This is a genomic window from Hydrogenophaga sp. (assembly GCF_030158645.1).
In the GTDB taxonomy this organism is placed as follows: Bacteria; Pseudomonadota; Gammaproteobacteria; order Burkholderiales; family Burkholderiaceae_C; genus Hydrogenophaga.
The window spans coordinates 14,054-36,524 of the sequence record NZ_JAOASO010000096.1; the positions used below are offsets into that span (position 1 = coordinate 14,054).

Genomic DNA, 22,471 nt, shown 5'->3' on the forward strand with positions numbered 1-22,471 from the left:
GCCAACGCGCCGCTTTTGCGGCGCGTTGTCGTTTCAGGGCCCGTTGCGCAGCGCTCGCACGGACTGCCACCAACCCCCCAACTGGTTCACGACCAGTCCCATAAGCACCAGCCCGGTGCCCAACCATTGCTGAAGCAGCGGCAGTTCATCGAAGAACATCCAGGCAGACCACAACCCCACCACCGGCACCAGCAGTGAGAACGGCGTGACCCGCCCGGCCGGGTGGCGTTTGAGCAGGCGGGTCCACAGGCTGTAGGCCAGCAGCGTGGCGAACCAGGCCAGGAACAGCACCGACAAGATCGCGGGCCAACCAATGCCCGTGAGCTGCTGCACCACGGTCTGCGGCCCGTCCATCCACAGCGCCAGCGCCACAAACGGCAGAACGGGAAACACGCTGCTCCAGACGATGAAGGGGAAGGGGTCGTAATCGGCTACGCGGCTGGCCAGGCGTGCCACCAGGTTGGACACCGCCCACATGAACCCCGCACCCAGTGTGAGCACGAAGCCGGCGAGCGTCATCTGCCCGGGACCTTCACCGTGCGCGGTGGCGATCAGCAGCAGCCCGCCCAGAGCGACCGCCAAACCCAGCCATTGCGCAGCGCGCGCACGCTCGCCCAGCACCGGCACCGCCAGCAAGAGGGTGAAGAAGGCCTGCGTCTGCATGACCACCGAGGCCATGCCCACCGTCATGCCCATCTGCAGTCCGAGGAACAGGAAACCGAACTGCCCCAGACCCTGCGCCAGGCCGTAGGCCGCCACATAGCGCCAGGGCAGGTTGGGAAACTTCACGAACAGCAGGAAGGGCACGGCGGCGGCCGAAAAACGCAGCGCGCCCAGCAGCATGGGGCCGATGCCCTGCAGGCCGACCTTCATCACCACGAAGTTCAGGCCCCAGATCACCACCACGGCCAGCGCGCGCAGCAGGTCTCCGCGCGACAAGGAAGCAACGCTCACCTTGAAATCTTGATGGGGAAAGGCATCAGCCCATGCCAGGCAGTTTGGGCATGCCCTTCATGCCGCCCATGCGCTTCATCATCTTCATCATCCCGCCGCCCTTCATCTTCTTCATCATGTCCTGCATCTGCTCGAACTCCTTGAGCAGGCGGTTGACTTCCTGCACCTGCACACCCGCGCCCGCGGCGATGCGGCGCTTGCGCGTGGCCTTGATGATCTCGGGCTTGCGGCGCTCCTTGAGCGTCATGCTGCAGATGATCCCTTCCTTGCGGGCGATGTCTTTCTCCGCCCGGCCCATGTCGACCTGACCGGCCTTGGCCGCCATGGCAGCGGGCAGCTTGTCCATCAGGCTGGAGAGGCCACCCATCTGCTTCATCTGCCGCAGCTGGTCCAGGAAATCGTTGAGGTCGAAACCCTCGCCGCTCTTGACTTTGGCCGCGAGCTTCTGCGCCGCCGCCATGTCCACACCGGCCGTGACCTGCTCCACCAGGGCGAGGATGTCGCCCATGCCCAGGATGCGCTGCGCATGGCGCTCGGCGTCGAACACCTCGAGGCCGTCGATTTTTTCCGACACACCGGCGAACTTGATCGGCGCACCCGTGATCTGTCGCACCGAGAGCGCCGCGCCACCGCGCGAGTCGCCGTCGAGCTTGGTGAGGATGATGCCGGTCAGAGGCAGTGCTTCCTTGAAAGCCTTCGCGGTGTTGATCGCGTCCTGGCCCTGCATGGCGTCCACCACGAACAGCGTCTCCACCGGCTTGAGCACGGCGTGCAGTTCCTGGATTTCGCGCATCAGCGCTTCGTCAATGGCCAGCCGGCCCGCGGTGTCCACCAGCAGCACATCAAAGTAATGTTTGCGCGCGTAGTCGATGGCCGCGCGTGCGATGTCCACCGGCTTCTGCTCGGGTGTGCTCGGGAACCACTCGGCGCCGGCCTGCGCCGTCACGGTCTTGAGCTGTTCGATGGCGGCGGGGCGGTACACGTCACCCGACACCGTGAGCACCTTCTTCTTGCGCTTTTCGATCAGGTGCTTGGCCAGCTTGGCGGTGGTGGTGGTCTTGCCCGCGCCCTGCAGGCCGGCCATGAGGATCACCGCCGGCGGCTGCGCCGCCAGGTTGATGTCGGCCACGCCGTCGCCCATGGTCAGCGCGAGTTCGCGGTTGACGATGCCCACCAGGGCCTGACCCGGCGTGAGCGAACCCACCACCTCCTGGCCCAGGGCCTTGTCTTTCACCCTCGCAATGAAATCGCGCACCACGGCCAGGGCCACGTCGGCCTCCAGCAGGGCCATGCGCACCTCGCGCAGCATGTCGGTGACGTTGGTCTCGGTGATGCGGGCCTGGCCGCGCATTTCCTTGACGATGCGTGAGAGTCGGTCGGAAAGGGCTGATGCCATGCTGCGCTCGGGTGGTGGGAGAAGTGCCCGCGGGCTGCGGAATGCACGCCAGCTGGGGGGTATGTCGGGCCATTGACCGGGAAACCGGCGTCTGGCAACGGTCAGGGCCGTTAAACTCCGCCCATGATTTTAGCCGCGCCCACCCCCTGCCCGCTGCGCGCGCCTCACCCCCTATGAACCTGCTGCCGACGCTAGCGACCAACCTGCCCGCAGTGGTGCTCTCGGGCCTGGCGGCACTGGCCTACGCCATCCTGGCCTGGGTCCACCCCCGCGCTTCGGCGCTTCAGAGCCGCGCGCTGCTCACCGTCGCCTGGCTGCTGCACCTCGGCGTGCTGGTGTTCGGGCTGTTCGAGCAACCGGCGCGCTTCGGCTTTGCGCCCTCGCTGTCGGTCACGGTCTGGCTGGTGCTCACGGTTTACATGATCGAGAGCCGCCTGTATCCCCAGTTGCGCGAACGCTGGACCTTCGCCCTGGTGGGCACCGTGGTGGTGCTGCTGGCCCTGGTGTTCCCGGGCACACCCTATCCCGCCCTGCGCTCCAACTGGATGCCGCTGCACTGGGCGCTGGGCATCGCGTCCTACGGCCTGATCGCCGTGGCCGTGGGCCATGCCTGGCTGATGCAGCGCGCAGAGAAAGCCATGCGACTGGGCACCTCTGCCAAAACCGCCATGCCGCTGCTCACACTGGAGCGCCTGACGTTTCGATTCGTGGCCGCCGGCTTCGTGCTGCTCACGGCCACGTTGATGGCGGGCTGGTATTTCTCAGAGCTGCTCAACCACCGCTGGGTGTGGGACCACAAGTCGGTCTTTTCGGTGCTGTCGTGGATCACCATGGGCGTGCTGCTCTGGGGGCGCTGGCGCCTGGGCTGGCGCGGCCGCTTTGCCGCTCGCACCCTCTACCTGGGCGCGGGCTTGTTGCTGCTGGGATACGCCGGTTCCCGCTTTGTGCTCGAAGTGCTGTTGCACCGCGGCTGACCCACTCTCCACATGAAATACCTGCTCGTCCTGGCCGTGGTGATGGTGGCGTTTTATGTGTGGCGCAACAACCGCGTCACCGACCGCTCGGAGAAGTCGCGCCAGCACCCCCCCTCCCCGGGAGCTTCGCGCCTGCCGGTGGTGATGGTGGCTTGCCAGCAGTGCGGCACCCACCTGCCGCAGGGCGACACGGTTCAGGGGGTGCTGGGGCCCTACTGCAGCGCTGAACACCGACGAATCAAGGAAGGTGGCCCGGCATGACGCCCCTGCGCACACCCCGGGCCAGCGCGCCCCGCGACGGGAACTGACATGGCCCGCGAAGACAGCTCGCAGTTCGCCCCCTCCTGGTTCGTGGCCTTTGAGTCCGGCAACAACCAGGGACGCGAACAGCGCCTGCGCGCCTTTGTGCGCCTGTGGGTGGCGTTCATGCGGGCGCGGGTGTTCATTGCCCTCGTGCTGCTGGCCCTGCAGATCTTCATGGTCGTCACGGGCTCTGGTGGTCCGGACTGGCTGCTGCTGCTCGCAGCGGTCCACCTCACCGCCACGCTGGTTGTGTTGTACGCCTGGCGGCCCGCGGAGCAAAGCGCGCCGATCCAGGCGCAATGGCTGCTGACCATCGGCGTGGACGTGGTGGTGTTCGCGCTGCTGCAGTTCTTCCAGATCGGCTCCATCAACTACACGCCGCTGTTTGCCCTGCCGGTGTTGCTGGCGTCCATCCTGGGCCCACTCGTGCTGGCACTGGGCACCGCAGCGATCGTGACGCTGTTCCTGCTCACCGAGGCGTTCCTGAGTGCGCCGCTGTTCAGCGACCTCGGCACCGCGCGGTATTTGCAGGCGGGCCTGGCCAGCACCGGCTTCTTTCTGGTGGCGGTGCTGGCCAACCAGCTGGCGATCCGCCTGGCGCGCGAGGAAGCCCTGGCCTCCAGCAGCCAGGCCGCCGCGCGCACGCAGGCACAGGTCAATGAACTGGTGATCGAGAGCCTGAGTGTGGGCGTGCTGGTGGTCGACCCGGACGGCGTGGTGCGCAATGCCAACCCGGCTGCGCAAATCATGCTCAGGGGCGAGGTCTACCCGCAAGCCTCCAAGCTCTTGCTCTCGGCACGCCCCAGCTGGTGCCACCTGTCCGACCTGGTGAGCGAGACCTTCGTGCTGGGGCAAGCGCTGGAAACAGAAACCACCATCGACAACGAAGACCGGCCCAGCCAACGGCTGCATGCGCGCACCCGGCTCACGTCGCAGGGCGGCCGCAGCACGGGTTTGTGTGTGCTGTTCCTCGAAGACCTGCGCGAAGTGGAAGCCCGCGTGCGCACCGAGAAGCTCGCTTCCATGGGCCGCATGTCGGCCGCCGTGGCGCACGAAATCCGCAACCCGCTCTCGGCCATCACCCAGGCCAGCGCCTTGCTGGATGAAGAGGTGAAAGACCCGGCTCAAAAGCGGCTCACCCGCATGATCGAGCAAAACGCGCAGCGGCTTTCGCGCATCGTGGACGACATCCTGAACGTGGCGCGCGTCCAGCCGGTGCGCGGCGACGGCTCCATGCCCAGCCTCGCGCTGGACCCCATGGTGCGCCAGATCACCATGGACTGGCTGCGCCAGAACCCGGCCAAGGGCGTGCTGGGCGTTCACCTGCATGCACCCGAGGCGCACGTGGAGTTCGATCCCGAGCACCTGCGCCGCCTGCTGGTCAACTTGCTGGACAACGCGCTGCGCCACGCATCCGGCAAGCCCTCGTCCATCCGTGTGGTCACGCAGCCCAATGGCCATGACCACAGCCGGCTTTCGGTCTGGAGCGACGGGCAGCCGCTGGAAGACAGCGTGATGCGCCACCTGTTCGAACCTTTCTTCTCGTCGGAGAGCCGCTCCAGCGGGCTGGGCTTGTACATCTGCCGCGAACTCTGCGAGCGTTACGGCGCGCAGATCGCCTACCAGCGCGTGCGGCTGGACCAGCTGGAAGGCAACGAATTCTTCGTCACCATGCCCAACGGCCACGCAGGACAACAGCCCACGCAACAAAGCCTGGCTTACCCGTCCAGCGACTCACGACCCTACAGCACCCGCTTCAGCCCCACCCTGGGCGACCCCCCGCTGGCAACGGGCTGACCCGGCCACAGCGCACCCATGGCCATCAGCTCCAACACCCCCTCCCTCTCGGCCTCCGTGCTCGTCGTTGATGACGAGCCCGACCTGCGCACGCTCTACGAGCTCACCCTGCTGCGCGAAGGTCATGCGGTGGTGGCCGCCGCCGACCTGGCGCAGGCGCGCGAGTGGTTGGCCCAGCAACGGTTTGACGTGCTGATCTCCGACATGCGCCTGCCCGATGGCCTGGGCCTGGAGTTGCTGCGCGAACTCACACAAGCCCAACGCACCGAGAAGTGCATCGTCATCACCGCCTTTGGCTCGGCCGACAATGCGGTGGAATCGCTCAAGGCCGGCGCATTCGACTACCTCACCAAACCGGTGGACCTCAAACAACTGCGCAATGCGGTGACACAAGCGGTGCAGAGTCAGCGCCACCCGCTCGCGGGACACCAGAGCCCGGCGGGCAACGGCGCAGCCACCAGCGCGGAACCCATGCGCAGCGCGCCACCGCCGCCCTCGGGCCTGAAGTCGCTCGGGCGCATCGTCGGCCGCGCGGCCAGCATCGTGCAGATCAAGGGTCGCATCGAGAAGGTGGCCACCAGCATGGCGCCGGTGCTGATCCTGGGCGAGTCGGGCACCGGCAAAGAGCTCGTGGCGCGCGCGGTGCACGACTGCAGCCACCGCGGCCATGGTCCTTTCGTGGCCGTGAACTGCGGCGCCATCCCGGAGAACCTCATCGAGGCCGAGTTTTTCGGCGCGCGCAAGGGCGCCTACACCGGCGCCACGCACGATCGCGAGGGTTACTTCCAGGCCGCCAAGGGCGGCACGCTGTTCCTCGATGAAATCGGCGATCTGCCGCTGGCCATGCAGGCCAAGCTGCTGCGCGTGATCCAGGAGCGGCGCGTGCGGGCCCTCGGCGGTGTGCAGGAAGAAGCGGTGGACGTTCGCCTGGTCAGCGCCACCCACCGCGACCTGGTCGCGCTGGTGCAGGCGGGGCAGTTCCGCCAGGATCTCTTCTACCGGCTCAACGTGATCGAGCTGCGCACACCCTCGTTGCGCGAACGGCGTGACGACCTGCCCGAGCTGGCGCATGCCCTGCTGCAGCGCATCTGCAAAGAATCGGGTCAGCCCACCCCCGAGCTCTCGAACCGGGCACTGGACTGGATCAAGGCACGCGACCTGCCCGGCAACGTGCGCGAGCTGGAAAACCTGCTGCAACGCGCGCTGGCCCTGAGCAGCGGTGAACGGCTGGAACCCGAAGACTTCGGCGACACCGACGACACGGACGAAATCCCCACACAACCCGACCAGTTGCCCGACTCGGTGCTCTCAGCCTCCACTTCGACGGCACGAGAGCACGAGGAGATTCCGAGCGACCTCCAGTCCTACCTCGACGAACAGGAGAAGCAAGTCCTGCTCAAGGCCCTGCGCGAATGCGACTTCAACCGCACTGCTGCGGCCGCGCGGCTGGGCCTGAACCTGCGGCAGATGCGATACCGCATCCAGCGCCTGGGCATTGCCATGCCCTCCAACGATGACGATGCCGCCTGAATCGCCTGCAAGCTCCTGGGCTGGCGGATGGCTGGCCACGGCGCGCCACTGCCCATCACCCAATCACGGACCCAGGCCCGGGGGTGCACAGATCGACCTGATCGTGCTGCACTCCATCAGCCTGCCGCCCGGCGTGTACGGCGGCCCCGAGGTCGAGCAGCTGTTCACCAACACGCTGGACTGGGACGCCCACCCCTACTTCGGACAGATCCGCGGCATGGAAGTCTCGGCCCACTTTTTCATCCGCCGCGACGGTGAGCTGGTGCAGTTCGTCGACGCCGATGCGCGCGCTTGGCACGCGGGCGCGTCCTGCTGGCGCGGCCGGGAGAACTGCAACGACGACTCCATCGGCATCGAACTCGAAGGCCTGGAGGGCGAGCCGTTCGAGGCGCCGCAGTACAGCACCCTCGCTCGGTTGTGCCGCCAACTGCGGGCGCGCTACCCGGTGGCCCACATCGCGGGTCACGAGCACATCGCTCCCGGTCGCAAACAGGACCCGGGGTCGGGGTTTGACTGGGCGCGTTTGCAACACGAACTGGGCTGGTCGGGGGCGTGTTTCCCCGAGGCGATGACCGGCACGAACCCGCCCGGCGTCTGAGGCCACACACCGGGCGCGCGCCTGCGTCGACGGGCGACAAGCGGGCAGCGGCATGCGCGGGCAAATCGCGCCACAAAGCCCGCCGTTGCTGAGCGCAGATCGGGGCGCCCAAGGATTTCGGGCATTCCGGCGCGACGCCGGTACGACGCGGCGCATGGGCTGATCGAGCGCCGGCCGGGATCACCAAAACAGGGCTTTCAGCACCGGGGAGATTTTTTCTCAAACACTACCGGTAGTGGCTTGAAGACCACCCACACACCAGATATAGTGTGTGCTCTGCGTTTCCAGATTCGACACTGTCCACGTTGTTCCGGCCCGTTTTCACCCCGCTGAGAACTTTTTGGCACCCCGAACAACGCCGCGAACCCGAACTGAAACCGAACGTCTTGCTCCCCGTCACCGCGCCTTGCGAGCAGGCCCATCACAACAAACGAAAGAGGAACCATGCTGACCGCTTCCCCCACCCACGCCACACCTTCAGCCTCCCCGAAGCAACCCATGGGTTCATCCACCACGGCGCCCGCAAGCACGAACAGCTCGGTGTTCGCCCAGTACCAGATCATCCGCCGCAACGGCGCGGTGGTTTCTTTTGAACCCAGCAAGATCGCTGTGGCCATGATGAAAGCTTTCCTGGCCGTGCACGGCACCCAGGGCGCGGCCTCGGCCAGCGTGCGCGAGACGGTGGACGAACTCACCGGCGCGGTGGTCAAGGCGCTGATGCGTTCGCGCCCGGGCGGCGGCACCTTCCACATCGAAGACGTGCAGGACCAGGTCGAGCTTGGCCTCATGCGCAGCAGCCACCACGAAGTCGCCCGCGCCTACGTGCTCTACCGTGAACGCCGCACGCAAGAGCGTGCCCACCAGGCCGAAGTGGCCAAGCCGGTGGAAGCCACGCTGCACGTGATCGACGGCGGCCAGCGCGTGCCGTTGAATCTCGAACGACTGCAAGCGCTCATCGCCGACGCCTGCAGCGGCCTGGGCAAGGACATCCACGCCGACCCCATCGTGGCAGAGACCAAGCGCAACCTGTACGACGGCGTGCCGATCGAAGAGGTCTACAAAGCCTCCATCCTGGCCGCGCGCACGCTGATCGAAAAAGACCCCGACTACACCTACGCCACCGCGCGCCTGCTGCTGCACACCATCGTCAAGGAAGTCATGGGCGAAGAAGTGCCCTCCACCGAGATGGGCGCGCGCTACGCCGACTATTTCCCGCAATTCATCAAGAAGGGTGTGGAAAACGACCTGCTCGACGAACGCCTGATGCAGTTCGACCTGGCCCGCCTGGGTGCCGCGCTCAAGCCCGAGCGCGACCTGCAGTTCGACTACCTCGGCCTGCAGACGCTGTACGACCGCTACTTCCTGCACGTGCGCAAGACCCGCATCGAGCTGCCCCAGTCCTTCTTCATGCGCGTGGCCATGGGCCTGTCGCTCAACGAGATCGACCGCGAAGCGCGCGCCATCGAGTTCTACGAGGTGCTCTCCTCGTTCGACTTCATGTCGTCCACCCCCACGCTGTTCAACAGCGGCACGCTGCGCTCGCAGCTCTCCAGCTGCTACCTGACCACCGTGCCCGACGACCTCGACGGCATCTACGAGTCGATCAAGGAAAACGCACTGCTCTCCAAGTTCGCCGGCGGCCTGGGCAACGACTGGACCCGCGTGCGCGCCCTGGGCAGCCACATCAAGGGCACCAACGGCGAATCGCAAGGCGTGGTGCCGTTCCTGAAAGTGGTGAACGACACCGCCGTGGCGGTGAACCAGGGCGGCAAGCGCAAGGGCGCGGTCTGCACCTACCTGGAAACCTGGCACCTGGACATTGAAGAATTCCTGGAGCTGCGCAAGAACACCGGCGATGACCGCCGCCGCACCCACGACATGAACACGGCGAACTGGATTCCCGACCTGTTCATGAAGCGCGTGATGGAAAAAGGCGAGTGGAGCCTGTTCTCGCCCAACAGCGTGCCCGACCTGCACGACCTGTTCGGTGCCGACTTTGAAAAGGCCTACGTGGCCTACGAAGAGAAAGCCGCGCGCGGCGAGATCAAGCCCTACCGCAAGGTGCCCGCCACCGACATGTGGCGCAAGATGCTCTCGATGCTGTTCGAGACCGGCCACCCCTGGATCACGTTCAAGGACGCCTGCAACGTTCGCAGCCCGCAGCAGCACGCCGGCGTGGTGCACAGCTCCAACCTCTGCACCGAGATCACGCTCAACACCAGCGACACCGAAACCGCCGTGTGCAACCTGGGCTCGGTCAACCTGCTCAACCACATCAAGCACACCGACGACGGCGCCAAGGTGCTCGACCACGACAAGCTGCAGGTCACGATCAAGACCGCGATGCGCATGCTCGACAACGTGATCGACATCAACTACTACGCGGTCAAGAAGGCACGCGACTCCAACATGCGCCACCGCCCGGTGGGCCTGGGTGTGATGGGCTTCCAGGACGCGTTGTACGAACTGCGCATCCCTTACGCATCAACCGACGCCGTGGAATTCGCCGACCGCTCCATGGAAGCGGTCTGCTACTACGCTTACTGGGCGTCCACCGAACTCGCCCGAGAGCGCGGCCGTTACGCCAGCTACAAGGGCTCGCTGTGGGACCAGGGCGTCCTGCCCCCCGACACGCTCGACCTGCTGTCGCGCGAGCGTGGTGGTTACGTGGATGTGGACCGCTCGGTCAGCATGGACTGGGACGCGCTGCGCCAGAAGATTGCCACCGACGGCATGCGCAACTCCAACTGCGTGGCCATCGCCCCCACCGCGACCATCTCCAACATCATCGGCGTGGACGCCTCCATCGAGCCCTGCTTCGGCAACCTCTCGGTGAAGTCCAACCTGTCGGGCGAGTTCACCGTCATCAACGGCTACCTGGTCAAAGACCTCAAGCGCCTGGGCTTGTGGGACGACGTGATGGTCATGGACCTCAAACACTTCGACGGTTCGCTGCGTCCGATCGACCGCGTGCCGCAAGAAGTGAAGGCGCTGTACGCCACCGCGTTTGAAGTCGAACCGCTGTGGCTGGTGGAAGCCGCTGCGCGCCGCCAGAAGTGGATCGACCAGGCACAAAGCCTGAACATCTACATGGCCGGCGCCTCGGGCAAGAAGCTCGACGACACCTACAAGCTCGCGTGGCTGCGTGGTCTCAAGACCACCTACTACCTGCGCACGACCTCGGCCACACAAGCCGAGAAATCCACTGGTCGCACGGGACAACTCAACGCTGTGTCGCTGGATGCAACCACCGCCGGCATGGCCGCCACCACCGCTGCAAACGCGGCGGTCACAACGAACGCAGCGACGTCTGAAGTGCCCGCCACCGACATCAAGTTCTGCGCGATCGACGATCCCGGTTGCGAAGCTTGTCAGTGAATGACACCGCGCTGTGTTGTGTGAGTTGAGTCGCGTCGAACTTCAATCGATGCGACACAGCAACACAAACACAGCGCAGCACGCACGATCACTTTGCAATTCATGCAGACACTTTGATAATCCGAGGAATTGGAAACACCTATGTTGACCTGGGACGAACACACCACGCCCTCCACGAAGCCAGCGATCAACCCCATGCCCTCCGGCATGCAGGGTCTGCAAGCCTCACTGTCGAGTGAGCGCATCGCCTCCTCCGCAGCCGCATCCCTCGCTCCCTCTTTCGCGTCGAACGCAGCGCCCGCCAAGGCGCCTGCTGCAGCCACCGCAGGTCACCGCGTCAACGCTGCCGACAAGCGCATCATCAACGGCCAGACCGACGTCAACCAGCTGGTGCCGTTCAAGTACAAGTGGGCCTGGGAGAAGTACCTCGCCACCTGCGCCAACCACTGGATGCCGCAAGAGGTCAGCATGTCGCGCGACATCGCGACCTGGAAGGACCCGAACGGCCTGAGCGAAGACGAGCGCCGCATCATCAAGCGCAACCTCGGCTTCTTCGTCACCGCCGACTCGCTGGCCGCCAACAACATCGTGCTCGGCACCTACCGGCACATCACCGCCCCGGAGTGCCGCCAGTTCCTGCTGCGCCAGGCCTTCGAGGAAGCGATCCACACGCACGCCTACCAGTACATCGTCGAGTCGCTCGGCATCGACGAGAGCGAGATCTTCAACGCCTACCACGAGGTCCAGTCGATCCGCGACAAGGACGAGTTCCTGATCCCCTTCATCGAGGCGATCATGGACCCGAACTTCAAGACCGGCACGCCCGAGACCGACCAGACGCTGCTGAAGAGCCTGATCGTCTTCGCCTGCCTGATGGAAGGCCTGTTCTTCTACGTCGGCTTCACGCAGATCCTGGCGCTGGGCCGCCAGAACAAGATGACCGGTGCCGCCGAGCAGTACCAGTACATCCTGCGCGACGAGTCCATGCACTGCAACTTCGGCATCGATCTGATCAACGCGATCAAGATGGAGAACCCGATGCTGTGGACGGCCGAGTTCAAGGAAGAGATCAAGCAGCTGTTCCTCAAGGCCGTCGAACTCGAGTACCGCTATGCCGAAGACACCATGCCACGCGGCGTGCTCGGCATGAACGCGTCCATGTTCAAAGGCTACCTGCGCTACATCGCCAACCGGCGCGCCACGCAGATCGGCCTGGAGCCCATGTTCCCGAACGAAGAGAACCCGTTCCCCTGGATGAGCGAGATGATCGACCTCAAGAAGGAACGCAATTTCTTTGAAACCCGCGTGATCGAATACCAGACGGGCGGCGCCCTGTCCTGGGACTGATGCCATCGCCGGGGTCGCACTGCCTCATTGAACCCACCTCACATGCGTTTCAACATTTCAAAACCCTGCTGCGGGCACCACGGTGCCGGAGGCAGGGTTTTGTCACAGGATTCAGCACCCTGGAGCCACACGTGGATGCATCCACACGGCTCCAGCGCGTTGAATCACTTCACCGGCACAGTGACCGGTTGAAGTGCTCTTTGCAACTTGATCAAGGAGAAAACAATGGCAACTGCGAAAAAAGCCCCAGCTAAAAAAGCTGTGGCGAAAAAGGCCGCCCCGGCCAAAAAAGTCGCTGCGAAGAAAGCAGCGCCTGCGAAGAAGGCCGCCCCGGCCAAGAAAGTTGTCGCCAAGAAAGCTGCTCCGGCCAAAAAGCCAGCGGCGAAGAAAGCGGCTCCTGCGAAGAAGGCGGCACCGGCCAAGAAGGTTGTCGCGAAGAAAGCTGCACCGGCCAAAAAGCCCGCAGTGAAGAAAGCGGCTCCTGCGAAGAAGGCAGTTCCAGCGAAGAAAGTCGCTGCGAAGAAGCCAGCAGCGAAAAAAGCAGCGCCTGCGAAGAAGGCAGCTCCAGCGAAGAAGGCTGCCAAGCCTGCTGCGAAAAAAGCAGCTCCTGCAAAAAAAGCAGCTCCGGCCAAAAAGGCCGCCGTCGCGAAGGCAGCCCCAGCAAAAAAAGCTGAGCCGGCCAAGAAGCCGGCGGCCCCTGCTGCTCCTGCGGCTCAGACGAAGCTCAACCCTCAGGCTGCCTGGCCGTTTCCAACGTCCAGCAAGCCCTGAAGTCGTCCTTGCGATGACTTGGCAAGCCCGGCGCGAAAGCGCCGGGCTTTTTCATGTCTGCTTCAAAGCACGGGGACGGTGTAGTTCTGACCACCGCGGGTCGCGATCTTGGCTGCGCCCATGCGGTTGCCGAGCTCGGCACAACGCGCCAGCGACCAACCTTGTTCCAGCCCGTGCAGCAGTGCGGCGCGAAACGCATCGCCACAGCCGGTGGGATCGACAACCTGTGCGGCCTTCACGCCGGGCACCACGCTCTTCTGACCACCTTCCCACACCTCGCACCCATGCTCGGCCAGCGTGACGATGACGCCACGCACACGCGATGCCATGTCTTCAAACGACCAGCCTGTGCGATCGGACAGCATCTTGCCTTCGTAGTCGTTCACCGTGATCCAGGTGGCCAGTTCGATGAACTGTTTGAGCTCTTCACCGTTGAACATCGGCAGGCCCTGGCCCGGATCGAACACGAACGGAACGCCCGCCGCATGCAACTGCTTCGCGTGCGTGAGCATCGCGTCGCGGCCGTCGGGCGAGATGATGGCCACAGCGATGTCTGTGCGCACAGGCACCGGGTTGTCGTGGGCCATCGACATGGCACCAGGGTGGAACGCTGTGATCTGGTTGTTGTCGCGGTCGGTCATGATCATGGCCTGCGCGGTGTAGCTCTCGGTCGCACTGCTGACGTGCGCAGTGTCGACGCCCAGCGCCTGGAGACGCTCGAGGTATTCCTGGCCGTCGTTGCCCAGCGTGGCCAAGGGCACGGCGTGCGCTCCCAGCTGGCGAAGTCCATAGGCAATGTTGCCGGCACACCCTCCGTACTCGCGGCGCAGCGCAGGCACGAGAAACGACACGTTGAGGATGTGCAACTGGCTGGGCAGAATCTGCTCGGCGAAGCGCCCCTCAAACGTCATGATGGTGTCAAAGGCCAGCGATCCGCAAACAAGAATGGGCATGGTGTGGTCAGTTCGAAAGGTGGAGAGGAATCAAGGGTAGAAGACCAGCGCACGGTAGCCCGCCATGGGCATGGCCTCGCCCACCGAGAGTGACAGGCGGAAGCTCACATTCAACGAGCTCTGCGCAGGCATCACGGATGGGGCATCGGGCCACTCTTCTGGCAGGAAGACGCGGCGCGAGATCACCTCGTCGCGCGAATTGGTCAGGCTCAACTCTAGGGCCGGCAGGGCCAGCGCCATGTCGGCGGTGTTCTTGAGCACCAGGTCGAACGAGTGGAAGTTGCCCAGACGCTGAACCAGCGCCGAGCTGTCGATGACGATGGCGTCGATGTTGCGCACCGGACCGACGGTGCAGCCGATCGGCTCGCAGAGCTGTTGCAGCCATGGCAACGTTTCGGGTTTCCAGGCTGCGATGCGATCACGCTCGTGCAACACCCATTGGGCAACGAGCACGGCCGCCAACAGCAGCGCCAGCAACGACAGTCCCACCCGCACACCGCGCGACTGCCAGAACGCGCGCCGCTGCGCCTGGCGCACGAATCCCGGCACCGCCTCGGGCACGGCCCGCTCGACGGGTTCCGCACCGAGGTCCTGTGGGGCCTGGGCAGGCGACTCGCTATCGGCATCGGAGACCGGGGCCACGAGCGCTGCAGCCTGCGCCTCGGGGGTCGCCTTGGCAGCCGCGAAACGCTGAAGTTCGGTGCTGAAGTCGGCGTCGACGGACGGATCTGCAGGCGGGTCATCCGCCATGGAATCAGGTGACCGGGTGATGGGCTCATCCCTGTCGGCCAGGTCGGCGCCGGCGGGCTCGACCGGTGGCACATCGGGCGCTGGCGCAGACCCGGAAGGTGCCGGTGCGCCGGCAGCCCAAGGCTCCAGGTACAGCGTGGCGTCGAACACATCGGCGCAATGGCCACAACGCACCCAGCCTTCGGAGATCTTCAGTTGATCGGCAACGATCCTGAAGGTCGTTCCGCAGGCCGGACAACGGGTGGTGAAACTCATGCGCCGATTATCGGGGGCGCTGCGCGGCGGCTCAGGCCTTGACCGCGGTCATGAGGATCCAGCCCTCTTCTTCGTCGCTGACCTGCAACGCCACCCAGGGCGCGTAGGCCTCGATCAACTCGTCGGCCTGGCGCGCCAGAATGCCCGCAAGCACCAGGTGACCACCCGAGCGAACGTGCGAGCACAGCAGCGGCGCGAGCACTTTCAGTGGTGTGGCCAGGATATTGGCCAGCACGAGGTCGTGCTCTCCGTGGGCAATGTCGGGCAGGCCTTCGCTCAACGTGACGTGGTTGGCCGAGGCATTGAGCCGGGTCGACTCCACCGCCGCCGGGTCGATGTCCACTGCCACGATTTCGCGCGCGCCGAACTTGGCCGCACCGATAGCAAGAATGCCGGAGCCGCAACCGTAGTCGAGCACCCGCGAGCCCACCGGTGGGTGCTGGGCGGTCCAGCGCAGACACATGCGGGTGGTGGGGTGCGTGCCGGTGCCGAACGCGAGACCCGGGTCGAGCCGGATGACCTGTTTGGCGGCGGCGGGCGGTTCGTGCCAGCTGGGCACGATCCAGAAGGTGGGTGTGATCTCCACCGGCGCGAACTGCGACTGCGTCAGGCGCACCCAGTCTTGCTCGGGCACGGCCTGCACACCCAGCACCGCGCAGCCTTCAAAAAAGTCTTGCAGCCTGAGCAGATCGGCAGCTTCCCGTGCGACGCTCTCGGACGAGAACAGGGCCACCACACGCGAGCGCTGCCAGCCCTCCTTGGGTGGCGGCATGCCGGGTTCGCCGAACAAAGCCTGCTCGGCGTCGGTCATGGCGTCGGCGTCTTCCACCGAGGTGCTCAAGGCGTCCAGCGCGTCCAGCGCTTCGCCCACGGCTTCAACCGAAGTCTCTGGCACCATGAGCACCAGCTCGAACAAGGACGGCATGGGTTAACGCTCTCGCTGTGAGAGCCACTCTTCAAGGTAGTGGATGTTGGTGCCGCCCGCCACAAAGCTCGCGTCGACCATCAGCTCGCGGTGCAGCGGGATGTTGGTCTTGATGCCCTCGATCACCGTTTCGGCCAGCGCCGTGCGCATGCGCGCCAGCGCCTGTTCGCGCGTGTCGCCGTGCACGATGATCTTGCCGATCATGGAGTCGTAGTTCGGCGGCACGAAGTAGTTGGTGTAGGCGTGCGAGTCCACGCGCACGCCCGGGCCGCCCGGTGCGTGCCAGGTCGTGATGCGACCGGGCGAAGGCGTGAACTTGTAGGCGTCTTCCGCGTTGATCCGGCACTCGATGGCGTGTCCGCGCAGCTGGACCTGGCGCTGCGTGAACGGCAACTTCTCGCCCGCCGCGACCGAGATCTGGGTGCGCACGATGTCCACGCCCGAAATCCACTCGGTCACCGGATGCTCCACCTGCACGCGGGTGTTCATCTCGATGAAATAGAACTCGCCGTTTTCGAACAGGAACTCAAACGTGCCGGCGCCTCGGTAGCCGATCTTCTTGCAGGCGGTCGCGCAACGCTCGCCGATCTTTTCGATCAGGCGGCGCGGGATCCCCGGTGCCGGCGCTTCTTCGATCACCTTCTGGTGGCGGCGCTGCATCGAGCAGTCGCGCTCACCCAGATACACCGCGTTGCGGTGCGTGTCGGCCAGGATCTGGATCTCGATGTGGCGCGGGTTCTGGAGAAACTTCTCCATGTAGACCTCGGCGTTGCCAAACGCGGCACCGGCCTCGGCCTTGGTGGTCTGCACCGCGTGCAGCAGGGCCGCTTCGGTGTGCACCACGCGCATGCCGCGTCCACCACCGCCACCGGCGGCCTTGATGATCACCGGGTAGCCCACCGCCTTGGCGGTGCGCTTGATCACCACCGGATCGTCGGGCAGCGCGCCTTCAGAGCCCGGCACGCAAGGCACGCCGGCGCGGATCATGGCCTGCTTGGCCGAAACCTTGTCGCCCATCAGGCGGATGGAGTCGGGCGTGGGGCCGATGAAGGTGAAGCCGCTTTTTTCCACGCGCTCGGCGAAATCGGCGTTTTCCGAAAGAAAGCCGTAACCGGGATGGATGGCTTCGGCGTCGGTCACCTCGGCCGCCGAGATGATGGCCGGCATGTTGAGGTAGCTGTGGGTGCTCGACGCCGGGCCGATGCAGACGGCCTCGTCGGCCAGGCGCACGTACTTGGCGTCGCGGTCGGCCTCGGAGTACACCATCACCGCCTTGATGCCCATTTCGCGGCAGGCGCGCTGCACGCGCAGTGCGATCTCTCCGCGGTTGGCGATCAGGATTTTCTTGAACATGGGCTCGGGGCCTTCTTTATTCGATCACGTACAAAGGCTGGCCGTACTCGACGGCCTGGCCGTTGTCCACCAGGATCTTGGTCACGGTGCCGGACTTGTCCGCTTCGATCTCGTTGAGGATCTTCATGGCCTCGACGATGCAGATCGTCTCGCCTTCCTTGATGGTGTCGCCGATCTCCACGAAGGGCTTGGCGCCCGGGCTGGAAGCGCGGTAGAAAGTGCCGACCATGGGAGATTTGACGGTGTGGCCCACCGGCTCGGCGGGGGCTGCGGCCACGGCGGGCGCCGCCTCCACCGCCGGAACCACCGCGGGAGCCACCGGCGCTGGCGCCATGCTGTACGTCACGGGGGCCGCGGCGGACATCGGCGCGCTCTTGACGATGCGGACCTTGCCTTCGGCTTCGGTGATCTCCAGCTCCGACACGTTTGATTCGGACACCAGGTCGATCAGCGTCTTCAGTTTTCTCAAGTCCATGATTTCTCCAACGAAAAGCGGCTAATTTGTTCTAAGTTCGAGCAACTTCAAGGCTGCCGACCCACCCCCACCAGCCAGGGTGCCGCAGTGTACACGAAGGGTTGTGCGGTAGCGCACGATCGGGCCGCCCAGGCTTGCAAGCCCACCGCAGAACGTCGATTGCCGTTTTGGGCGACAAAGCTGGAATTTAGCCCTTTATGGGCGAACATTCCCGGCAAGGGACCAGCGGTCGTTCCGCCACCTGGCGAGCGTCAACCCAGTTGCGCCCACTGGGCCAGGTCGGCCTCGGACACCTTGCCGATCTTGCGGTGCAGCACCGTGCCCTCGTCCCCGAAGACCACTGTGTAGGGCAGGCTGCCGCTGGGGTTGCCCAGGCTGCGGCTGAGCTCGGTGCCGGCAAAGCCGGCCATGCCCACGGGGAAATTCAGCGGCAGCTTCTGCAGGAAGCCGCGCACCGCGCTGGGCTGGTCGACCGCGAGGCCCAGCACCTGCCAGCCCTGCGGTGCGTTGGCCGTGTTGAAGGCGTTGAGCAAGGGCAGCTCTTCCACACACGGCGGGCACCAGGTGGCCCAGAAGTTCACCAGCAAGGGACGCCCGCGCATGCCCGCCAGGTTCACCGCCTCGCCGTTCGGGCCCTCAAAGGCGCCCGCCCAGAAAGCGGCCTCGGCGCCACTCAACACGACCTGGGGCGCGATGCGCTGCCAGGACACCCAGGCGCCCGCACCAGCGGCAGTCACCGCGGCCCCCGTCATCAACACCGTTCTTCGTTGCAATTTCATTCGTCCAGTCCAGGGGTATCGGCCTCGACGGCCATGCGTCGCCGCAGCGCAGCGGCGTCGCCGCGCGGCTTGCGGCCTTGGGCATCGGGTTTGAGGGCACCGCGCAGGTCGTCGTGCTCGTGCACCATCAAGTGAATGAGCACCCACTGACCCAGCGCGTCACAGCGGGTGCGCAGGGTAAGCGCCTCCACCGGCTCGCCGCGCCAGCCGTTCACCGTGCCGGGGTGGTACTCCACGCGATGATCGAGCAAGGCCCACTCGGGCGCCTTGGGGTCGTCGCAAAAGAGCTGCATGTAGAGATCGCTGTGACGCGTGGCGGTTCCATGCCAGACCGATCCGCCCAGGTGCGGGCGAAAAGCCTTGAGGCGCTCCATCCACAGCAAGGCCAGTTCGCGCAGGGCCACCAGCTCGCCGGGCTGGGTATCGGCACAGAAGATGTCGATGTGTTCGCGCACCGCGGCCTCCAGCGCCGCGTTGTCGGGCAGGGCCGTGCGCGCGGGCAGGCCAAGTTGCTTGACCGCCTGGCGCTTGGCGGCCGCGTACTCCAGGCCGTCTTCGGCCACGAGGCGGGCGGCAACGGCCGCAATTTCGAAGGTGATGTCGTCCCGGCTCGCTTCCATCGAGTGGATTGTGCCCGCCCGGGACATCGCCACGGCCAAGACCAGCCATACCCGCAAGACCCGGGTGGCCTGCCACCTAGAATCGCCCGATGCACATACACATCCTGGGCATTTGCGGCACCTTCATGGGCGGCCTGGCCGCGCTGGCCCGCGAAGCCGGCCACCGCGTCACCGGCTGCGACGCCGGCGTTTACCCCCCCATGAGCGACCAGCTTCGCGCGCTCGGCATCGACCTGATCGAAGGCTTTGGTGCCGACCAGCTGGCCCTGAAACCCGACGTGTTCGTGATCGGCAATGTGGTCAGCCGCGCGCGCAAGCCCGACGGCACGCCCAAGTTTCCGCTGATGGAGGCCATCATGGACAGCGGCGCCGCTTACACCAGCGGCCCGCAGTGGCTGGCCGAACACGTGCTGCAAGGCCGGCATGTGCTGGCGGTGGCCGGCACCCACGGCAAGACCACCACCACCGCCATGCTGACCTGGATTCTGGAGGCCAACGGCCTGCAGCCGGGTTTCTTGATTGGCGGGGTGCCCATGAACTTCGGCGTGTCGGCACGCATGGGAACTGGCCCTACCTTCACCATTGAAGCGGACGAGTACGACACCGCCTTCTTCGACAAGCGCAGCAAGTTCGTCCACTACCGCCCGCGCACGGCCGTGCTGAACAACCTCGAGTTCGACCACGCCGACATCTTCGACGACCTGGCCGCCATCGAGCGCCAGTTCCACCACCTGATCCGCACCGTGCCGCCATCCGGGCGCGTGGTGTCCAACGGCTTGGAGGAAAGCCTGGACCGCGTGCTTCACCAGGGCCTGTGGAGCGAGCTGCGCACCTTCGGTGCCGCCGTGAGCGACTTCACTGCCGTGGGCGAACCCCATGCCTTCGACGTGCTGAACCAGGGCCAGCCGGCGGGCCGTGTGGAATGGGCACTCAGCGGCGTGCACAACCAGCTCAACGCACTCGCGGCGATTGCCGCCGCCGAACACGTGGGCGTGGCGCCGGCCGACGCCGCGCGCGCGCTGGCCAGCTTCGAGAACGTGCGCCGGCGCATGGAAGTGCGCGGCACCGTGGCGCGCGCGGGTGGCAGCATCACGGTCTACGACGACTTTGCCCACCACCCCACCGCCATCCGCACCACGCTGGACGGCCTCCAGCGCCGCCTGGGCAGTCCGCGGGGGCGCATCCTGGCGGTGTTCGAGCCGCGCAGCAACACGATGAAGCTGGGCACGATGAAGTCGCAACTGCCGTGGAGCCTGGAAGCGGCCGACCTCGCGTTCTGCCACTCGGGCGGTCTGGACTGGGACGCCCCCGAGGCGCTGGCGCCCATGGGCGCGCGGGCCCGGGTGGGCAAGAGCATCGACGAGCTGGTGGCGCAGGTCGTGTTGGCCGCCCAACCCGGCGACCACATCGTCTGCATGAGCAACGGCGGATTTGGCGGCGTGCACGAGCGCCTGCTGAAGGCACTCTCCGCTTGAAGACGCGCTCTTGCCCAGAGCATCCGCGGAACTGGCTTTGCCAGGCCGCAGGATGCGCCCCCTTGAGGGGGTGACGCCGAAGGCGGCGCGGGGGAGCTCCCCTGCTAGTAACTCAGGGCCTGGGCCGGCACATCGATGGAGATGACCGGCTTGGCCAGCGCCGCGCTGGCCGCCCGTGCAAACGCCATCGCCCAGGCACGGTGCGCATCGTCGCGAAAACGTTCCTCGCCCACAGCCTCGGCCACCGCCAGGATCTTGTCGGCCGTGAGCACCTTGCCGGTGGGCCGAATCGGATCACACCCCAGGAAGGTGAACTGCTCGTCCAGCCAGCTGCGGGCCAGGTCGTGCGGCATGGGCTGCACCTCTTCCAGATCGAAGGGGTAGGTGGAGCGGACGCCCCAACTCACGGTGACTTGGCTTCGCATGGTGGTTCTCCTGATGGACTTCCATTGTGGCCCCCGCCCAGGGCGGGGAACTCCGTGAAAGCCCGCAGCCCGCTCAGGCCTTCGCCTGGCGCGCGGTCTTCACCGCGTTGGACAACACATCGAGCGCCTGCAGCGAGTCGTCCCAGCCCAGGCACGCGTCGGTGATGCTCTGTCCGTACTTGAGCGCCCCCACCTCGTCCTTGCCCGGGGTGAACTTCTGCGCGCCGGCTTCGATGTGGCTCTCGATCATCACGCCGAAAATGCTGCGCGAGCCGCCAGTGATCTGGCCCGCGATGTCGCGCGCCACCTCCAGCTGCTTCTCGTGCTGCTTGCTGCTGTTGGCGTGGCTGCAGTCCACCATCAGGCGCGGGGGCAGCTTGGCGGCTTCGAGCTCCTTGACCGATGCGGCCACGCTGGATGCGTCGTAGTTGGGCGCCTTGCCGCCGCGCAGGATCACGTGGCAGTCCTTGTTGCCGTTGGTCTGCACGATGGCGACCTGGCCGTTCTTGTGCACCGAGAGGAAGTGGTGCCCGCGTGAAGCGGCCTGGATTGCATCGGTGGCAATCTTGATGTTGCCGTCGGTGCCGTTCTTGAACCCGATCGGGGCTGAGAGGCCCGAGGCCAGCTCGCGGTGCACCTGGCTCTCGGTGGTGCGTGCGCCGATGGCGCCCCAGGCGATCAGATCGCCGATGTACTGCGGCGAGATCACGTCGAGGAACTCGCTGCCCGCGGGCAGGCCCAGGCGGTTGATCTCGATGAGCAACTGGCGTGCGATGCGCAGGCCTTCGTCGATGCGGTAGCTCTCGTCGAGGTAGGGGTCGTTGATCAGGCCCTTCCATCCCACCGTGGTGCGCGGCTTCTCGAAGTACACGCGCATCACGATCTCCAGCGTGTCGGCGTACTGGTCGCGCAAGGGTTTGAGGCGGCGCGCGTAGTCCACCGCTGCGGCCGGATCGTGAATGGAACACGGGCCGATGATGACCAGCAGGCGGTCGTCCTTGCCGTGCAGGATGTTGTGGATGCGCTGGCGGGTCTGGCTGATCAGCGTCTCCACCGGCGTGCCGCCGATGGGGAAGAAGCGGATCAGGTGTTCGGGAGGGGGCAACACGGTGATGTCCTTGATGCGTTCGTCGTCGGTCTGGCTGGTCTTGTCGATCGAACGGGTGTGCCAGGCGTCGCTGCTGGCGGGGGCATGTTTCGCGGTCATCAAGGGCTCCTGGGGCTGGTGTTGAGGGTGGAAAAACGGGGTCGAAAAAAAACCGCCGGGCTGAGGGCTCCGGCGGTTTGATCGAGATTCGGTGATGCGCTTACAGCCTCGCCTCTCGTCCGCCGGGGACCGAGAACCAAAAGTAAAAGGCAAAGAAATTGCGCGCTTTCATGGGTGAACAATGTAGCACAGGGCCACTTGCGTCC

Annotated in this window: 20 protein-coding genes; 9 read left to right on the plus strand and 11 right to left on the minus strand. The window is 65.6% G+C overall.

Features of this window, described 5'->3' with window-relative positions; translation table 11 throughout:
• Window positions 1–33: 33 nt before the first annotated feature.
• Both Q1W68_RS11060 and ffh read right to left on the minus strand, forming a co-directional pair.
• On the minus strand, window positions 34–954 hold the full coding sequence (locus Q1W68_RS11060; RefSeq protein WP_300661923.1) for an EamA family transporter: 921 nt from the start codon (window positions 952–954) through the stop codon (window positions 34–36).
• A 25-nt stretch (window positions 955–979) separates the two neighbouring features.
• Window positions 980–2,350 (minus strand): signal recognition particle protein, encoded by a 1,371-nt coding sequence (gene ffh, locus Q1W68_RS11065; RefSeq protein WP_300716674.1) that lies wholly within the window; start codon window positions 2,348–2,350, stop codon window positions 980–982.
• Between the two features lie 173 nt (window positions 2,351–2,523).
• On the opposite strand from ffh, the gene ccsA reads away from it, so the two are divergent.
• The 8 genes from ccsA (at window position 2,524) to Q1W68_RS11105 (ending at window position 13,048) form a co-directional block, all read left to right on the plus strand.
• Window positions 2,524–3,324 carry a cytochrome c biogenesis protein CcsA gene (gene ccsA, locus Q1W68_RS11070; protein WP_300652400.1) on the plus strand — a complete coding sequence of 267 codons (801 nt, stop codon included), beginning with the start codon at window positions 2,524–2,526 and terminating at the stop codon, window positions 3,322–3,324.
• Between the two features lie 12 nt (window positions 3,325–3,336).
• Window positions 3,337–3,585 (plus strand): PP0621 family protein, encoded by a 249-nt coding sequence (locus Q1W68_RS11075; RefSeq protein WP_300652398.1) that lies wholly within the window; start codon window positions 3,337–3,339, stop codon window positions 3,583–3,585.
• A gap of 48 nt (window positions 3,586–3,633) precedes the next feature.
• Window positions 3,634–5,424: an ATP-binding protein gene (locus Q1W68_RS11080; protein WP_300652394.1), complete on the plus strand. Its 1,791-nt coding sequence runs from the start codon at window positions 3,634–3,636 to the stop codon at window positions 5,422–5,424.
• 18 nt (window positions 5,425–5,442) lie between these two features.
• Window positions 5,443–6,954, plus strand: a complete 1,512-nt coding sequence (locus Q1W68_RS11085; RefSeq protein WP_300652392.1) for a sigma-54 dependent transcriptional regulator — start codon at window positions 5,443–5,445, stop codon at window positions 6,952–6,954.
• Entirely contained in the window at window positions 6,944–7,552 is a 609-nt protein-coding gene (ampD, locus tag Q1W68_RS11090; protein ID WP_300652417.1) for a 1,6-anhydro-N-acetylmuramyl-L-alanine amidase AmpD, read from the plus strand. The genes Q1W68_RS11085 and ampD overlap by 11 nt, the downstream gene beginning before the upstream one ends.
• 498 nt (window positions 7,553–8,050) lie before the next feature.
• Window positions 8,051–10,930 (plus strand): ribonucleoside-diphosphate reductase subunit alpha, encoded by a 2,880-nt coding sequence (locus Q1W68_RS11095; RefSeq protein ID WP_300661926.1) that lies wholly within the window; start codon window positions 8,051–8,053, stop codon window positions 10,928–10,930.
• 141 nt (window positions 10,931–11,071) lie between these two features.
• Window positions 11,072–12,277, plus strand: a complete 1,206-nt coding sequence (locus tag Q1W68_RS11100; RefSeq protein ID WP_300716678.1) for a ribonucleotide-diphosphate reductase subunit beta — start codon at window positions 11,072–11,074, stop codon at window positions 12,275–12,277.
• A 225-nt stretch (window positions 12,278–12,502) separates the two neighbouring features.
• Window positions 12,503–13,048 carry a histone H1-like DNA-binding protein gene (locus tag Q1W68_RS11105; RefSeq protein ID WP_300661938.1) on the plus strand — a complete coding sequence of 182 codons (546 nt, stop codon included), beginning with the start codon at window positions 12,503–12,505 and terminating at the stop codon, window positions 13,046–13,048.
• A 62-nt stretch (window positions 13,049–13,110) separates the two neighbouring features.
• Here Q1W68_RS11105 and Q1W68_RS11110 read toward each other — a convergent pair whose 3' ends face one another.
• The 7 genes from Q1W68_RS11110 to Q1W68_RS11140 form a co-directional block, all read right to left on the minus strand.
• The gene (locus tag Q1W68_RS11110) at window positions 13,111–14,001 is read right to left on the minus strand and encodes a carbohydrate kinase family protein (protein ID WP_300653976.1); all 891 of its coding nucleotides are present in this window, start codon (window positions 13,999–14,001) and stop codon (window positions 13,111–13,113) included.
• 30 nt (window positions 14,002–14,031) lie between these two features.
• Window positions 14,032–15,006, minus strand: coding sequence for a DUF3426 domain-containing protein (locus Q1W68_RS11115; protein WP_300653978.1), 975 nt, complete (start codon window positions 15,004–15,006; stop codon window positions 14,032–14,034).
• 31 nt (window positions 15,007–15,037) lie between these two features.
• Window positions 15,038–15,922: a 50S ribosomal protein L11 methyltransferase gene (prmA, locus tag Q1W68_RS11120; RefSeq protein WP_300716701.1), complete on the minus strand. Its 885-nt coding sequence runs from the start codon at window positions 15,920–15,922 to the stop codon at window positions 15,038–15,040.
• Between the two features lie 12 nt (window positions 15,923–15,934).
• The gene (accC, locus tag Q1W68_RS11125) at window positions 15,935–17,284 is read right to left on the minus strand and encodes an acetyl-CoA carboxylase biotin carboxylase subunit (RefSeq protein WP_300716681.1); all 1,350 of its coding nucleotides are present in this window, start codon (window positions 17,282–17,284) and stop codon (window positions 15,935–15,937) included.
• 16 nt (window positions 17,285–17,300) lie between these two features.
• Complete coding sequence (gene accB / locus Q1W68_RS11130) at window positions 17,301–17,759, minus strand: acetyl-CoA carboxylase biotin carboxyl carrier protein (RefSeq protein ID WP_300716684.1); 459 nt, start codon at window positions 17,757–17,759, stop codon at window positions 17,301–17,303.
• 251 nt (window positions 17,760–18,010) lie between these two features.
• Window positions 18,011–18,538, minus strand: a complete 528-nt coding sequence (locus Q1W68_RS11135) for a TlpA disulfide reductase family protein (RefSeq protein WP_300716686.1) — start codon at window positions 18,536–18,538, stop codon at window positions 18,011–18,013.
• Window positions 18,535–19,158: a hypothetical protein gene (locus Q1W68_RS11140; RefSeq protein ID WP_300716688.1), complete on the minus strand. Its 624-nt coding sequence runs from the start codon at window positions 19,156–19,158 to the stop codon at window positions 18,535–18,537. Before Q1W68_RS11140 ends, Q1W68_RS11135 begins: the two co-directional genes overlap by 4 nt.
• 89 nt (window positions 19,159–19,247) lie before the next feature.
• On the opposite strand from Q1W68_RS11140, the gene mpl reads away from it, so the two are divergent.
• Window positions 19,248–20,633, plus strand: coding sequence for a UDP-N-acetylmuramate:L-alanyl-gamma-D-glutamyl-meso-diaminopimelate ligase (gene mpl, locus Q1W68_RS11145; RefSeq protein WP_300716691.1), 1,386 nt, complete (start codon window positions 19,248–19,250; stop codon window positions 20,631–20,633).
• A gap of 104 nt (window positions 20,634–20,737) precedes the next feature.
• Here mpl and Q1W68_RS11150 read toward each other — a convergent pair whose 3' ends face one another.
• Both Q1W68_RS11150 and Q1W68_RS11155 read right to left on the minus strand, forming a co-directional pair.
• Window positions 20,738–21,058 carry a hypothetical protein gene (locus tag Q1W68_RS11150; RefSeq protein ID WP_300651185.1) on the minus strand — a complete coding sequence of 107 codons (321 nt, stop codon included), beginning with the start codon at window positions 21,056–21,058 and terminating at the stop codon, window positions 20,738–20,740.
• A gap of 73 nt (window positions 21,059–21,131) precedes the next feature.
• Window positions 21,132–22,265: a 3-deoxy-7-phosphoheptulonate synthase gene (locus Q1W68_RS11155; protein ID WP_300716693.1), complete on the minus strand. Its 1,134-nt coding sequence runs from the start codon at window positions 22,263–22,265 to the stop codon at window positions 21,132–21,134.
• Window positions 22,266–22,471 lie beyond the last annotated feature (206 nt).